This window comes from Hydrogenophaga laconesensis, assembly GCF_031457235.1.
In the GTDB taxonomy this organism is placed as follows: Bacteria; Pseudomonadota; Gammaproteobacteria; order Burkholderiales; family Burkholderiaceae_C; genus Hydrogenophaga; species Hydrogenophaga laconesensis.
In genome coordinates, this window is record NZ_JAVDWE010000004.1 from 18,011 (window position 1) to 31,542 (window position 13,532).

Below are 13,532 nucleotides of genomic sequence, written 5' to 3' on the forward strand. Positions count from 1 at the left end.
GCCGCGCACCGGTCTGGGGCTGACAACTGGAACTTAGCGGCTGCGGCTGTGGCGCGGTGTAGGACAGTGCCCACACATGCGGGTGTCGCGCGGAAGGCGGGGCGCCGTCAGCGCCCGAGCGCCCGCGACCTCGGTATCCAGTACGCCAGCGCCCCCGCCGCGCCGAAGGCAATGACCCCGACGGCGCCGATGCCCGCCGCCAGCGACAGGCTGCCCGCCAGGAACGACAGCAACACCGGGCCGCACGACGATCCGATGTCCGACAAGAGGCGCCACACGCCCAGGAAGTGCGCTCGGCCGTGGCGTGGCGAGTGGTCGGCGCCCAGGGTCATGATCATGCCGGAGCCGATGCCGTTGCCGAAGCCGACGGCCAGCGAGGCCAGCAGCAGTGTGGTGAAGCCGGAGGTGAACGGCATCAGCAGCAGCGCCGTGCCCATGATCACCATGGAGGGCACCGCGACCCAGCGCGTGCCCTTGTGGTCCATCACCTTGCCGGCGGGGTAGAACACCAGCATGTCGATGCCACCGGCCAGGCCGTAGATGAGCGAGGCCACGGCGGGTGCCAGGGCGAGGTGGTCGGCCCACAGCGGAATGACCACCTGGCGTGAGGCCCGCACGGCGCTGACGAGCACCACGCCAATGCCGAGCGTGAGGAACACACGGCGGTGGTCGCGCAGGGTGGAGACGATGGTGGTGGCCGCGGGCTGCGCCTGGCCGGGTGCCAGGGGCGGCGTCTCCAGGTCGGGCACGCGCGCGCCAAGGGCGGCGGCCGCCACCACACCGGCGATGCCGACACCGAAGGCGCCCGCCAGGCCGAACGCGTACACGGCCGCAGCGCCCAGGAACGGGCCGATGAAGCTGCCGATGCGGCTCACGCCACCCAGGGTCGACAGCGCCCGCGCCCGGTACGCGATGGGCACGGCTTCGGCCATGTAGCTCTGGCGCGCCAGGTTGTACACGGCGCGGGACATGCCCACCATGAGGCAGCCCGCGGCGAAGAGGGCGAGGTGCGAGGTGAACACGCACAGGGCCATGCCCAGGGCGCTCCAGAGGCCGGCGGTGACGATGGCCCAGCGTTCACCGAAGCGCATGGTGATGAGCGAGGCGGGGATGTTGTTGAGCAGCGAGCCCAGGCCCATCAGCGCGACGATGAGCGCGGCCACCGGCACGGAGGCACCCAGCTCGCGCGCCACCAGCGGGATGATCGGGAGGATGGCGCCTTCACCCAGACTGAACAGCAGGGAAGGGCCGAAGATGGGGACGGCGAGCCGCTTGAAGGAAAACCCGTTCTCTGACGTGGCGTTGGGTGGCGAGGAGGGAGAGGGCATGCGCGGCGTCGGGGCCTGGAGACAACGTTGGGCCCTGATTGTCCGCTTCATGTCGCAGAACGGCTGAAGGCAGGGGTTGTGTCCCTCAAACCACGCAGGCGACCACCCCATGCGATGGGCAGGCTGGGGGTGGCTGAAAGGCAGCGGAGACGAGGAATTGTTCTCGATGCGCGCGCAGACCGGCTCGAGATGCTGCGAGGTGGGTCGCTAAACTTGCAGCGCAAACCATGGAGGAGAAGATTCAGGATGACGCACACAAAAAAACTTCTGGTGGTGTGGGTGGTGGGCGCGGCATGCGCCTTGCCGGCCTACGCGCAACTCGGTGAGGCACCGATGCCGCGTGCGGCTGCACAGGCCCAGGCTGGCCCTACGCTGGAACAGACAAAGCAGTGGATTGCAGACAAGTTGCAAGAGGTCGGATGGCTGAAGGTCGACAAGCGCAGTTCTTACGAAGGGATGCGGTTCGACACCTACGCCGTTCGCTACGTTGCCCACTTTCCCGCTGACGACGAATGCAGGTTCAACGTGGCCCAGATCGAGCGGGTGAACATCACGGGTGGCCTCAGCAGCAGCAGCGGCGATCGGGTGCTCCCCGAAACCATGGACGGGATGCTGGGTGACATCGCCGAAGAGGCCTTGCCCGGCGGCGACATCGGGACCGTGAATGGGAACCAGCTCCTGCGCCGCGTCAACACCATGGGCTACACCCGACCGGAAGACCCCAAGGCAAGGGTGCTCCTGCAGGGCAGTTACAAGGACATCGTTCCATTGATTGCAGTGAGCGGCAAGCCGGACACCAGACGTGCCACGGATCGCATGAGCTTTGCAGCTCTGGGCGATGAGGTGTTGGCCAACCGCCTTGCAAGCGCTTTCGCTCATGCGGGCAGGCTCTGCCGCCCGATCGAGGCCGCGCGCCGCATGACCGAGCGGGCCAAGTCCGAGAAAAAGCCGGGCGAACTCTTCTGAACAGGCGGGGAGAGGCCATGCACTGCGCCACACGTTGGGTGTTCCACGCCATGGTCGCCGGCCTGTTGTTGCCGGCCGGGGTGATCGCGCAGACCGTGGGAGACGGCGTCTCCGCCATTGAGGCCAAGCAGTACGTCGAGGCGGTCCGCATCCTCTCGCCGCTGGCCGATGGCGGCAATGACGAGGCGCAGCGGCTGCTGGGCGAGCTGATCTTCAATGGCCAGGGCGTCAAGAAGAACCCCGCTGCGGCGCTGGCCTGGACACGACTTTCTGCCGAGAACGGCAACCGGGTCGCTCAGTACAACCTGGGTTATCTGTACGAGCACGGCGCTGGTGTAGCGGCTTCGCGCACCGAGGCCATCGTGTGGTATTCGCGCTCGGCACGGCAGGAATACATGCTCGCCCAGCGCCGCCTCGGCGAGTTGTACGAAAGCTCGGACCTGAAACTCGCCCGCCACTGGTACGACAAGGCGCGCGCCAACGGCGATGAGCTTTCGCTGCAGCGATCCATGGCGTTGAACAAGAAGATCGAGGCCATTGAGGCGCCGTTGCGCGAGGCGGAGCGCGTGTTGGCCGAGTCTGAGGCGGCCGAGGCGGCTGCGCGCCGACGGGCTGGTAACCGCGACGCCGCTGACTTGGACGACGCTCCATCGGGCAACAGAAACTGGGCCGCGCAAGGTGTGGCTGAAGGCCTCGGCAACTTTCAGCGCGACAGCGCACGGGTGTCGGCGATCCACCAGCAGTCAATGAACAACATCCAGGCCCAGGCCAACGAGCGAGCCCGTGAAGAGCGGTGGCGGGCCGCGCAACAACAGGCCACCAGGGATCACGGTCGGGCCGAAGCGGCGCGTGTCGACGCACAGGCGCGGCTGGACCAGGCCCGCGTGGAGGTGCAGGAGCGCATGCGGCAGGCGACGGTGCCGGCGGAACGCGAACCGCTGCACCACTGGACGTACCGCATCAACTACACCGAAGGTACCGGCACGCGCCGGTCGCAGGACGCGACGGACCAGGTGGCACGGGCACGCGCCCGCCAGGAAGCGCATTTTGACCAGCAGGTCGCCGCGCATGCCAGTGGCCGGCCCGGGTATGCGTCCTGGCGTGCGGTGAAGGTCGAACCCGTGGCCTGCAAGAACGCTGGAACGCAGGCTCAGCCGCTGCACCGCTGCAACCAGCGGGTCGATTACGCCGTGGTGAGCACCAGCCCGTCCATGGGCGACACGGTCTTCAATGTGAACGATTGAGCGCGCGATGGCGTTCGGGCATCACGCCACGTAGGCCACGATCTCGATCTTCATGCCCGGCACCACCAGCGCCACCCCGGCGCTGGAGCGGTTGGGCCACGGTGCGCGGAAGAACTCGCGGTACACGGCGTCGATGGCCGGCATGTCGGCCACGTCGGTCATGTAGATGAGCACCTGTGCCACGTCGTCCAGGGTCTTGCCGGCGCGTTCCACGGCGCGCTGCAGGTTGCTGAAGGTGAGGCGGGCCTGCTGTTCGATGGTGCCGGTGGTGTCCACCGTACCGTCTTCGCGCACCGGGCCATGGGCGGTGTAGAGCACGCCGCCGGCGCGCACCATCCACGAGAAGGGCTGCTTGAACGGCGGCAGGCCGACGTCGATGACTTCCTTCATGGCGGTGCTGCCGTGCTCAGTCGGCCTTGATGCCGGCTTCGCGGATCACCTTGCCGTAGCGCTCGTTGTGGTGCGCGTTGATCTTCGCGAGCGCGGCGGGTTCGCCCCCGGCGGGAATCAGCGCCATGGTCTGCATGCGGGCCTGCACGTCGGGCATCTTCAGGATTTCGTTCAGGTGGCCATTGAGCGTGCGCACCACCTCGGCGGGCATGCCCTTCGGGCCGAAGAAGCCTTGCCACGCGCCGACCTCTGCGTCCTTCACGCCGGCTTCGGCCAGGGTGGGAACGTGGGGCGCGAGGGGTGAGCGCTGCGGGTCGGCCACGGCCACGTTCACCAGCTTGCCCTGGGCGATGTATTGCGCCACCGGGCCGAGGGTGGTGTACATCATCGGAATGTGGCCGGCCACGAGGTCGACGATGGCCGGGCCGCTGCCGCGGTAGGGCACCTGCGTGAGCTTCGCGCCAGCCGAGCGGTTGAACATTTCGCCCAGGATGTGCATGGGCGAGCCGCTGCCCGGGCTGGCGTAGTTGCCGATCTTGCCGCTCCTGGCGGCGGCCACCACGTCTTTCACGGTGTTCAGGCCCGAGCCTGCGTGGGTGATGAGAAAGAGGGACTGCGTGCCGGCGAGCAGGACGGGCGTGAAGTCGTTGAGCGGGTCGTACACCGCGCCGGTGCCGGGCTTGAGCACCAGCGGCGCGGTGGCGAAGGTGTTGGGTGTGAACAGCAGGGTGTGGCCATCGGGTGCGGCCTTCGCCACGAACGAATTGCCGATGGTGCCGCTGGCGCCGGTCTTGTTCTCGACCACCACCGGCTGGCCCAGGCGCGCCTGCAGTTTCTCGGCGAAGGTGCGGGCCAGCGCGTCGGTGTCGCCACCGGGCGGGAAGGAGACGACCAGCGTGACGGTCTTGCTGGGGTAGGTCTGGGCCAGGGCAGCGGCGCCCGGCAGGGCGAGTGCGGCGGCGGCCAGCGTGGCGAGCATCAGGGGGCGGCGGGCGATCATGGTCGTTGTCTCCAGGGTGGTTTTTGGAATAGAACGCAGACGGAACCGGAGGGCAGATGCGGGGCGGTCAGAACACGCCGGGGAAGGAGCCTCCGTCGAGCAGGATGTTCTGGCCGTTGATGTAGCCCGCGTGCACGCTGCACAGGTAGGCGCAGGTGTGGCCGAGTTCGCTGGGCTGGCCGATGCGGTGGGCCGGGTGCTTGGCCAGGCGCGCCTCGCGCACCTGGTCCACGGTCTTGCCTTCGCGTTTGGCCTGGGCGGCGAAGTTGCTTTCCAGGCGCGCGGTGTCGAAGGTGCCGGGCAGCAGGTTGTTGATGGTGACGCCGCGCGCCACGGTGCTGCGCGCCAGGCCCGAGACGAAGGCGGTGAGGCCGCCGCGCGCACCGGTGGACAGGCCCAGCCCGTCCAGCGGGGACTTCACCGAGCTGGAGGTGAGGTTGACGATGCGGCCGAAGCCGCGCGCCATCATGCCGTCCACCGTCGCCTTGATGAGCTCGATCGGCGCGAGCATGTTGGCGTCGATGGCACGGTGCCAGGTCTCGCGGTCCCACTGGCGGAAGTCGCCCGGCGGCGGGCCGCCCGCGTTGGTCACGAGGATGTCGAAATCGGGGTGTGCCGCGAAGATGCGGGCGCGGCCTTCGTCGGTGGTCACGTCGGCCGCCACCCAGCTCACCTCGCCCGCGCCGTGCGCGGCCAGGCGTTCGGCGGCTTCGCGCAGCGGGCCTTCGGTGCGCGCGACCACCACCACGTGCACGCCGTCCTTCACCAGCGCTTCCGCGCAGGCATAGCCCAGCCCGGAACTCGCGCCGCACACCAGCGCCTTCTTGCCTGCAATGCCCAGGTCCATGTTCAGTTGTCCTTGGAGGAAAGGGGTTTCGCTTCGCGGAGATCGACATCGAGCCGCGCCCAGGCGTCGATCTCCACGCACAGTTCGGGGAACACCAGCGCCTGTACCGCGACGAGCGTGGAGCACGGCGTGTGCGCGCCGAAGAAGTCGCGTCGCGCGCGGCCCACCTCGTCCTTGTCGGCGATGTCGGTCAGGTAGACCACGGTCTTCACGAGGTTGTGCCGGTGGCCGCCGGCGGCCGTCACCAGCGCTTCGAGTTTCTTCAGCACCACCAGCGTCTGGTCGTAGGCACCGAGCGGTTCGCCGCGCTCGGCGGCCTGGCGTGTGGCGGGGTGGCCGGTCATGCCCGACATCACCACGTCCTGGCCAATGCGGTAGCCGTTGGTCCAGCTCGCGGTGGGCAGGTCGGGCACCTGGGGTGCCTGGATTTTTTCTGCAAGTGCCATCACTGGCCTCCGGCGCGCACGCGCTCCTTGATGCGTTCGCGCACCGGCACGAAGTCGTAGGTGGGGTAGCACTCGGTGGTGAACACGCCCCAGGCCGAACGCTCCAGTTCCAGGTTGACGCGCCCGAGCAGGTGGGGCGGTACCTCCAGCGTGACGATCTGGCCCAGGCCCATTGCCACCGTCCACGACACGACGCGCGTGCCTTCCACCGGAAAGCGCTCCCACCATTCGCTGGCCTTGAGCCGGGCCTGCACGTCGTCCAGCGTGAGGCCGGCGTGGTGCCTGAGCACGATGGTGATGAGCACGTTGGCGGTGTCCGGCGCAGCGTCGCTCATGGCGATCACTCCATCGTGATGTTGCGGGCCTTGATGACCTTGGCCCAGCGCGCGGTCTCGTCGCGGATGTGGGTGTCGAACGCGGCGGTCTGGATGTCCCATGCGCTCAGGCCCTGGCCCTGCAGGCGCTCGCGCACGGCGGGCTCGGCCAGGATGGCGGCGGCATCGCGCGCCAGTTGCGCGGCCACGTCGGGCGGCGTGCCGCCGGGGGCCATCAGGCCATACCACGAAGGCACCACCACGCCCGGAATGCCCAGCTCGGTCAGCGTCGGAATATCGGGGGCCGTGGGCGTGCGTGCGCTGTCGGTCACGGCCAGCGCCACCAGCTTGCCGCTCTTGATGTGCGGCAGCACGGTGGGCAGGTTGCTGAACATCAGCGGCACGGTGCCGCCGAGCAGGTCGTTGATGGCGGGCGGCGTGCCCTTGTAGGCGATGTGCAGGATGTCCACGTTGGCCTGCGACTTGAACAGCTCGCCCGCCAGGTGCAGGCCGCTGCCCACGCCGGGTGAGGCGTACGAGAGCGAGTCGGGCCTGGCCTTGGCCTGTGCGATCAGGTCGGCCACGCTCTTGATGCCGGTGGCCGGGTTGGTCACCAGCACGTTGGGCGTCTTGGCCAGCATGGCCACGGGCACGAAGTCCTTCTGGATGTCGAACGGGAACTTCGGCATCAGCGTGGGGTTGACGGTGAGGTTGCCAGCGGGAATGACGAGCAGCGTGTGGCCATCGGGCTTGGCGCGCTTGACCTTGTCCATGCCGATGTTGCCGGCCGCGCCGGGCGCGTTGTCGACCACGGCGATCTGGTTGTAGCGCTTGGCCAGGCCGTCGGCCAGCACGCGGGCGAGGGTGTCGATCGGGCCACCCGCAGGGAATGGCGCAACCAGCGTGAACTTGTCGGCGGCGAGCTGCTTCTCGGCAGCGGTCTGTGCGTGAACGGTGGCGCCTGCGAAAGCGAGCAGGGAAGCCAGGGCGATGAGGGTACGGCGGGTGGTCATGGTGTTCATTCCATCGTGATGTTGCGGGCCTGGATGACCTTGGCCCAGCGCGCCGTCTCTTCGCGGATGTACGCGTCGAACGCGGCGGGCTTCATGTTCCATTCGGTCATGCCTTGCGCCTTGAGGGCTTCGCGCACCTGTGGCTGCGCCAGGATCTCGGTGGCGTCCTTGTAGAGCTGCTCGACCACGTCGGGCGGCGTGCCGCCCGGTGCGAGCAGGCCATACCACGACGGCACGATGACGCCGGGCACGCCTTGCTCGGCGAGGGTGGGAATGTCGGGGGCCGAAGGCGAGCGCGCCCGGTCGGTGAGGCCCAGTGCGACGAGGCGGCCGCTCTCCAGATGCGGCAGCACCGTGGGCAGGTTGCTGAACATCAGCGGCACGGTGCCGGCCATGAGGTCGTTGATGGCGGGCGTCGATCCCCGGTAGGCCACGTGCTGGATGTCGACGTTGGCCTGGTCCTTGAACAGTTCACCCGCGATGTGCAGGCCGCTGCCCATGCCGGTGGAGGCGTAGAACAGGGAGCCGGGCTTCGCCTTGGCCTGCCTGATCACGTCGTTCACGTTCTTGAAGCCGGTCTTGGGCGTGGTCACCAGCACGTTCGGCGTGGTGGCGAGCATGGCCACTGCCACGAAGTCTTTCTGGATGTCGAAGGGAAACTTCGGCATCAGCGTGGGGTTGATGGTGAGGTTGCCGGCGGGAATCACCAGCAGGGTGTGGCCGTCGGCCTTGGCGCGCTTGACCTTGCCCATGCCGATGGTGCCCGCGCCGCCCGGCGCGTTGTCCACCACGGTCGCCTGGTCGTAGCGCTTGGCCAGGCCGTCGGCCAGCAGGCGGGCCAGCGCGTCCATGGCGCCGCCGGCGGGGAAGGGCACGACGAGGGTGAACTTGTCGGAAGCGAGGTGCTTTTCGGCGGGGGTCTGTGCCTGGGCGATGGTGCTGGAAACAGCGAGAACGGTGGCGAGGGCGATGAGGGATCTGCGGGTTGACATGGAGTTGCTTGGCAAAAAGTTTCAGGAGGTCGCCCATGGCATGGGCGATTCGTTCAGTCCCCAATAGAAGCTCTTCTGGCTTGTGTATTCAAGAATGCCGAGGCGGCCCTTCTCCTGGCCGTAGCCGCTCATCTTCACGCCGGTGAAGGGCGTGCTGATGGAGAAGACCTTGTAGGTGTTGACCCAGACGGTGCCGGTCTGCAGCGCGCGGCCGATGCGCCAGGCGCTCTTGAAGTCGCGCGTCCAGATGCCCGAGGCCAGGCCGAACATGTTGTCGTTGCACTGGGCGATGAGGTCGTCCTCGTCCTTCCACGGAAGCAACGCAAGAACCGGGCCGAAGATCTCTTCCTGGCACATGCGCGCGCGGTTGGGCAGGCCTTCGAAGATGGTGGGCAGGTAGTAGCTGCCGCCATCGAAGTAGCCGCCGCTGGGGCGCTCGCCGCCGCACAGCACGGTGCCGCCTTCGTCACGGCCCATCTGCACGTACTTCTCCACCGAGGCGCGGTGGCCCAGGTTCACCAGCGGGCCCATCTGCGTACTCTCAAGTGCAGGGTCGCCCACGCGCAGTTGCTTCACGCCTTCGAGCAGGCGGGCCTTGAATGCGGCGTAGACGCTCTCGTGCACGAAGGCGCGCGAGCCGGCGATGCAGGATTCACCCGAGGAGCTGAAGATGCCGTAGAGCACGCCGGCCACGGCGTGGTCCAGGTCGGCATCGGGCATGACGATGGTGGGCGACTTGCCGCCAAGCTCGAGCGAGGTCGGCATCAACTTCTCGGCCGCCAGGCGCTGGATGCCCATGCCCACGTTGGTGCCGCCGGTAAAGGCGATGCGCTTGATGAGCGGGTGCTTGACGAGCGCGTCGCCCACGACGCTGCCCTTGCCGGGCAGCACGCTGATGATGCCGTCGGGCACGCCGGCCTGTTGCGCGATCCTGGCGAGCTCGATGGCCATGCGCGGCGTGATCTCGGCGGGTTTGAACACCACGGCGCAGCCGGCGGCCAGGGCCGGTGCGAGCTTCTGGGCCTCGCTGGCGATGGGGCTGTTCCAGGGGGTGATGGCGCCCACGACGCCGAGCGGCTCGTTCACGCTCATGCTGAGGTAGTCGCCGCGCGAGGGGGTGATGGTGTCTTCCCAGGTTTCGGCGGCGGCGCCGAAGAACTGGAAGGTGCCGGCCGCACTGGCCACCAGCGCGCGGCATTCCTTGATGGGCTTGCCGTTGTCCAGCCGCTGCAGCTGCGCGAGTTCCTCGCCGCGCTCGCGGATGCCGCTGGCGATGCGGTAGAGCAGGGCCGCACGTTCGTGGTGCTTGAGCCTGGCCCAGGCGGGCTGCTGGCGTGCGCGCTCGGCGGTCTGCACGGCCTCGTCCACATCGGCGGCGGTGGCCGCGTGCAGCTTCGCCACGGTGCTGCCGTCGTGCGGGTATTCGGTGGTGTATTCGGGGCCGGAGGCATCGCGCCAGCGGCCCGCGAAATAGCTCTGGAGTTGTTCGGTCATGAAGTGGCTCTCTTGTCGGCGCGGGGGGCTGCTGTTCCAGAGGCGTCGCGGATCCGGCTATGCCGGTCCCAGACGCCGCCCCCTTGAGGGGGTGACGCGCTGCAAGCGCGGCGCGGGGGTGGGCTTCATATCGTCACCGAGGCGGTGCGGTTGTTCAGGAAACGCAGCGCGGACAGCACCGTCAGCGCCGACGTCTTGGGGTTGTCGGGCAGCGGCTTGCCGCGCATCGTGATGCGCATCTCGCCGAAGGCGCCGCGCACGTCGATCTCGTGGATGTTCTCGGTCACGGTCGGGTCGGCGATCAGGCGCACACGGGTGGCGTCCAGACCCAGGCCGGCGAGCGACACGGTGGCGGCCACGTTGGCGTTCTTGGGGTACAGGTGCGCGGCCTCGCGTGCCGTCGCCTCCAGGATCACCGTGGGTTCGGTGATCGTGTCGAGGTTGGTCACCTGTTCGGCCGGGCTGCCGCGCCAGCCCTGCGGCGGCTTGCGGCCGGTGTAGGTCACGCTGTCCAGGCCGGCCAGGCGGGCCGAGGCAATGGCGTCGATGCCGCCGATGGCACCGGCCAGGAGGTGCACGCGCGTGCCGCCGCGCTGCGCGGCGTCGGCCAGCTGCTCGGGCAGGCCGTTTTCCGACAGCGCGCCGATGGACAGCACGGCGCATTCGATGCCGCGTTCCAGCGCGGGCAGCACGTGGTCGGTGATGGCGCCATGGCCCGCGCATTCGACCAGCAGCGTGGTTTCGGGTGGCACTTCGCTGCACACGGTCACACCGTTGCCGATTGCCGCCTGGCATTCGGCGGTGTGGCCTTCGGACACCACCACGTGCGTGATGCGCACGGTGGGGTGGTCCGCCATGCGCGCGATCAGGGTGCGGCCGATGGCGCCGCAGCCGATGAGCGTGACCTGTTGAGCACTCATGAAAGTACCTCCGTGCTGCGCACTTCGGTGCGAGCTTGCTTGGGGCGGCCCGGCGCTGCGCTCACGCTCATGCTTCTTCCTTCTTCTTCGGCGGGCCGGCGAACTTCACGGCGAAGGGGCCCCAGGCGTTCATGTCCACTTCCACCACCACCGGGCCGTTGCCGTGGGCGAGGGCCTTCTGCAGCGTGTCCCTGGTGGTGGCTGGATCGGCCAGTTTGAAATGCGGCACCTGCAGGCTGGCGCAGAGCTGCGCGAAGTCGGGCGTGTGGAGTTCCACGTAGGCGTGGCGGCTGCCGTAGATGTCGTCCTGGATGTTCTTGATGACGCCGTAGCGCTGGTCGTTCATCACGAGGAACACCACGTTGGCCTTCTCCTGCGCGGCGCAGGCGAGTTCGCCCACGTTGAGCATGAAGCCGCCGTCGCCACAGAGCGAGACGGTGCGGCGGCCCAGCTGGTGTTCGGCGTCGGCCACGGCCACGCCCACGCCCATGGCCAGGCCCTGGCCGATGCCGCCACCCAGCGCGTGCACACCGGCGCGCGGGTGGTCCAGCACCGGGGCGCGGTTGCCCCACATGCTGTTGGACAGTGTGATGTCACGCACCCACCAGAGGTTTTTGCCGACCACCTCGGCCAGCGTGTTCTTCAGCTTCACGTACTGGCCCAGCGTGCCGTCCACGAGCGAGGCGGCCTCGGCGCGCGCGCGTTTCACGTCGGCCGCGAGCTTCGGGTCGATCTGCATGCGGCCTTCGAGGCGGTCGGCCAGGGCGTTGAGCGTGATCTCGGCGTCGCCGTGCACGAACAGTTCGCTGGTGTAGCCGCGGTTGTGGGCCAGCGCATTGGCGTCGATGCGGTAGCGCGTGGCGGGCAGCTTGAGCTTGTAGTTCAGCGTTTCGTTGCTGCGCAGGCGCGTGCCCACGGCGAGCAGCGCGTCCACGGTTTCGTAGAACTCTTCCGCCGGTTTCTGCAGGTTGTAGGAACCGAGCGAGGCCGGGTGGTCTTCGGGCACGATGCCACGGCCCTGCACGGAGGACACGACGGCCCAGCCCATCTTCACCAGCCGCTGCGCCGCCGCGCTGGCGCCGCGCGCGCCGCCGCCCAGCCACAGCAGGGGGCGCTTGGCGCTCAGCAGGCGTTCGGCGAGCTGGTCCACCGCGGCCAGGTTGGGCTGCACCGGCGGCACGGCCAGGGGCGAGAGATCGGCCGGCAGGTCCAGCTTCATCTTCTGCACGTCGATCGGGATCTCGATGCTCACCGGGCCGCAGGGCGGCGTCTGCGCCAGGCGCACGGCCTCGCGCAGCGTGGCCAGCGCGGTTTCGGGGTTGCGGATGCGGAAGGCGTCTTTGCCGACCGACTTGAGCATGGCCAGCTGGGCCGGGTGCTCGTGGATGTAGCCGAGGTCGCGGTCGAGGAACGGCGACTCGATCTGGCCCGTGAGGTGCAGCAGCGGCGTGCCGGCGGTGATGGCTTCGACCATCGCGCCCGCTGCGTTGCCGCAGCCCGTTCCGGTGCTGGTGACGCACACGCCCAGCGTGCCACTCACCCGCGCATACGCATCGGCCATGTTGCATGCCCCGGCCTCGCCGCGCGCGGAGACGAAGCGGATTTTCTGGCGCGTGTGGAACGCGTCGAGGATGGGCATGTTGTGGATGGAGATCACGCCGAAGGCGGCGCGTACACCGCACTGCTCCAGGAAGCGGGCGGCGAGTTCTCCCACGGTGATGCGTTGCGTAGATGGGCTCATGCGACTTTCTTTTCGGTCGGTTTGGTTTGCCAGCCGCCCCGGTTGGGCGAGTGGCTGATGCGTTCGGTGAGCTGGGCCGCGGCCTGGCGCACCTGGTTGACGAGAACCTCGAGTTCGCCCGGCTGCACCTGCTGTGACGGCACGGTGATGCTGATGGCTGCGGCGACTTCGCCCCGGTCGTTGAACACCGGCGCGGCGATGGTGGAGATGCCGGTCTCGAAGCCGCCCTGGCTCACGCCATAGCCGTTGGCGCGGTCCTGGTCGATCAGCTTCTTGAGCTGCTCGACCGTCGTCGGCGTTTTGGGTGTGTAGCTGGGCAGTTCGGGCTCGGGGTAGAGCTGCCTGAGGGCATGCAGGTCCAGGTCGCTGAGCAGCAGGCGGCCCAGCACGGTGGCGTGCGCGGGCAGGCGCGCGCCGACCTGGATGGAGTGGAAGAGGGCGCTGCGGCCGGCGACCTTGGCAATGAAGACCACCTCGCGCGCGTCGCGCACCACCAGGTGGGCCGAGTAGCCGCACTCGTCGCGCAGCGTCTCGATGACAGGGCGGCCGTGCTCGGTGAGCTCCATCGACGCGAGGAATTCGAAACCGAGGCGCAGCACGGCCAGGCCGAGCTTGTAATAGGCGCCGTCGCCCACGCGTTCGACAAAGCCACCTTGCTCCAGCGTCTGCAGCATGCGGAACACCGAGGCGCGCGGCAGTTCGAGCCGGCGCGAGATCTCGGCGCCGGTGAGCTCGCGTTCGTCGCGGTTGAACAGCATGAGCAGTTGCAGACCGCGCATGAGCGCGGGCACGGTGTAGCGGTCGTCGTTCTTTTCGGTGGCCATGGTCTTCTCCTCG

At 68.4% G+C, this 13,532-nt stretch carries 14 protein-coding genes; 2 read left to right on the forward strand and 12 right to left on the reverse strand.

What is annotated here, in order from left to right; translation table 11 throughout:
• Nucleotides 1–107 precede the first annotated feature (107 nt).
• On the reverse strand, nucleotides 108–1,328 hold the full coding sequence (locus J2X09_RS08650) for an MFS transporter (protein WP_204733280.1): 1,221 nt from the start codon (nucleotides 1,326–1,328) through the stop codon (nucleotides 108–110).
• Between the two features lie 246 nt (nucleotides 1,329–1,574).
• Here J2X09_RS08650 and J2X09_RS08655 point away from each other — a divergent pair, with 246 nt between their 5' ends.
• Both J2X09_RS08655 and J2X09_RS08660 read left to right on the forward strand, forming a co-directional pair.
• The gene (locus J2X09_RS08655) at nucleotides 1,575–2,294 is read left to right on the forward strand and encodes a hypothetical protein (protein WP_204733279.1); all 720 of its coding nucleotides are present in this window, start codon (nucleotides 1,575–1,577) and stop codon (nucleotides 2,292–2,294) included.
• A 17-nt stretch (nucleotides 2,295–2,311) separates the two neighbouring features.
• Entirely contained in the window at nucleotides 2,312–3,538 is a 1,227-nt protein-coding gene (locus tag J2X09_RS08660) for an SEL1-like repeat protein (RefSeq protein ID WP_204733278.1), read from the forward strand.
• Between the two features lie 21 nt (nucleotides 3,539–3,559).
• Here J2X09_RS08660 and J2X09_RS08665 read toward each other — a convergent pair whose 3' ends face one another.
• From J2X09_RS08665 to J2X09_RS08715, 11 genes are all read right to left on the reverse strand, one after another.
• On the reverse strand, nucleotides 3,560–3,928 hold the full coding sequence (locus J2X09_RS08665) for a RidA family protein (RefSeq protein WP_204733277.1): 369 nt from the start codon (nucleotides 3,926–3,928) through the stop codon (nucleotides 3,560–3,562).
• Nucleotides 3,929–3,944: 16 nt separating this feature from the next.
• Nucleotides 3,945–4,928, reverse strand: a complete 984-nt coding sequence (locus J2X09_RS08670; protein ID WP_204733276.1) for a Bug family tripartite tricarboxylate transporter substrate binding protein — start codon at nucleotides 4,926–4,928, stop codon at nucleotides 3,945–3,947.
• A gap of 67 nt (nucleotides 4,929–4,995) precedes the next feature.
• Nucleotides 4,996–5,775 carry an SDR family oxidoreductase gene (locus J2X09_RS08675; RefSeq protein ID WP_204733275.1) on the reverse strand — a complete coding sequence of 260 codons (780 nt, stop codon included), beginning with the start codon at nucleotides 5,773–5,775 and terminating at the stop codon, nucleotides 4,996–4,998.
• A gap of 2 nt (nucleotides 5,776–5,777) precedes the next feature.
• Entirely contained in the window at nucleotides 5,778–6,221 is a 444-nt protein-coding gene (locus J2X09_RS08680) for a RidA family protein (RefSeq protein ID WP_204733274.1), read from the reverse strand.
• Nucleotides 6,221–6,556, reverse strand: a complete 336-nt coding sequence (locus J2X09_RS08685; protein ID WP_204733273.1) for a hypothetical protein — start codon at nucleotides 6,554–6,556, stop codon at nucleotides 6,221–6,223. The genes J2X09_RS08680 and J2X09_RS08685 overlap by 1 nt, the downstream gene beginning before the upstream one ends.
• Nucleotides 6,557–6,561: 5 nt before the next feature.
• Nucleotides 6,562–7,548, reverse strand: coding sequence for a Bug family tripartite tricarboxylate transporter substrate binding protein (locus tag J2X09_RS08690; protein WP_310307998.1), 987 nt, complete (start codon nucleotides 7,546–7,548; stop codon nucleotides 6,562–6,564).
• 5 nt (nucleotides 7,549–7,553) lie between these two features.
• Entirely contained in the window at nucleotides 7,554–8,540 is a 987-nt protein-coding gene (locus J2X09_RS08695) for a Bug family tripartite tricarboxylate transporter substrate binding protein (protein WP_204733271.1), read from the reverse strand.
• Nucleotides 8,541–8,561: 21 nt separating this feature from the next.
• Nucleotides 8,562–10,034 (reverse strand): aldehyde dehydrogenase, encoded by a 1,473-nt coding sequence (locus J2X09_RS08700; protein WP_204733270.1) that lies wholly within the window; start codon nucleotides 10,032–10,034, stop codon nucleotides 8,562–8,564.
• A gap of 125 nt (nucleotides 10,035–10,159) precedes the next feature.
• A complete protein-coding gene (locus J2X09_RS08705; RefSeq protein WP_204733269.1) occupies nucleotides 10,160–10,954 on the reverse strand; it encodes an aspartate dehydrogenase in 795 nt (264 codons plus the stop codon).
• A 67-nt stretch (nucleotides 10,955–11,021) separates the two neighbouring features.
• The gene (locus J2X09_RS08710; protein WP_204733268.1) at nucleotides 11,022–12,695 is read right to left on the reverse strand and encodes a thiamine pyrophosphate-binding protein; all 1,674 of its coding nucleotides are present in this window, start codon (nucleotides 12,693–12,695) and stop codon (nucleotides 11,022–11,024) included.
• Complete coding sequence (locus J2X09_RS08715) at nucleotides 12,692–13,519, reverse strand: IclR family transcriptional regulator (RefSeq protein WP_204733267.1); 828 nt, start codon at nucleotides 13,517–13,519, stop codon at nucleotides 12,692–12,694. The genes J2X09_RS08710 and J2X09_RS08715 overlap by 4 nt, the downstream gene beginning before the upstream one ends.
• Nucleotides 13,520–13,532 lie beyond the last annotated feature (13 nt).

Bases quoted from the DNA above. Each gene is read 5' to 3' on its own strand.
- J2X09_RS08715 (WP_204733267.1), bottom strand. From the start codon at position 13,519: ATGGCCACCGAAAAGAACGACGACCGCTACACCGTGCCCGCGCTCATG.
- J2X09_RS08690 (WP_310307998.1), bottom strand. From the start codon at position 7,548: ATGACCACCCGCCGTACCCTCATCGCCCTGGCTTCCCTGCTCGCTTTC.
- J2X09_RS08675 (WP_204733275.1), bottom strand. From the start codon at position 5,775: ATGGACCTGGGCATTGCAGGCAAGAAGGCGCTGGTGTGCGGCGCGAGT.
- J2X09_RS08695 (WP_204733271.1), bottom strand. From the start codon at position 8,540: ATGTCAACCCGCAGATCCCTCATCGCCCTCGCCACCGTTCTCGCTGTT.
- J2X09_RS08665 (WP_204733277.1), bottom strand. From the start codon at position 3,928: ATGAAGGAAGTCATCGACGTCGGCCTGCCGCCGTTCAAGCAGCCCTTC.
- J2X09_RS08650 (WP_204733280.1), bottom strand. From the start codon at position 1,328: ATGCCCTCTCCCTCCTCGCCACCCAACGCCACGTCAGAGAACGGGTTT.
- J2X09_RS08710 (WP_204733268.1), bottom strand. From the start codon at position 12,695: ATGAGCCCATCTACGCAACGCATCACCGTGGGAGAACTCGCCGCCCGC.
- J2X09_RS08680 (WP_204733274.1), bottom strand. From the start codon at position 6,221: ATGGCACTTGCAGAAAAAATCCAGGCACCCCAGGTGCCCGACCTGCCC.
- J2X09_RS08660 (WP_204733278.1), top strand. From the start codon at position 2,312: ATGCACTGCGCCACACGTTGGGTGTTCCACGCCATGGTCGCCGGCCTG.
- J2X09_RS08705 (WP_204733269.1), bottom strand. From the start codon at position 10,954: ATGAGTGCTCAACAGGTCACGCTCATCGGCTGCGGCGCCATCGGCCGC.
- J2X09_RS08700 (WP_204733270.1), bottom strand. From the start codon at position 10,034: ATGACCGAACAACTCCAGAGCTATTTCGCGGGCCGCTGGCGCGATGCC.
- J2X09_RS08655 (WP_204733279.1), top strand. From the start codon at position 1,575: ATGACGCACACAAAAAAACTTCTGGTGGTGTGGGTGGTGGGCGCGGCA.
- J2X09_RS08670 (WP_204733276.1), bottom strand. From the start codon at position 4,928: ATGATCGCCCGCCGCCCCCTGATGCTCGCCACGCTGGCCGCCGCCGCA.
- J2X09_RS08685 (WP_204733273.1), bottom strand. From the start codon at position 6,556: ATGAGCGACGCTGCGCCGGACACCGCCAACGTGCTCATCACCATCGTG.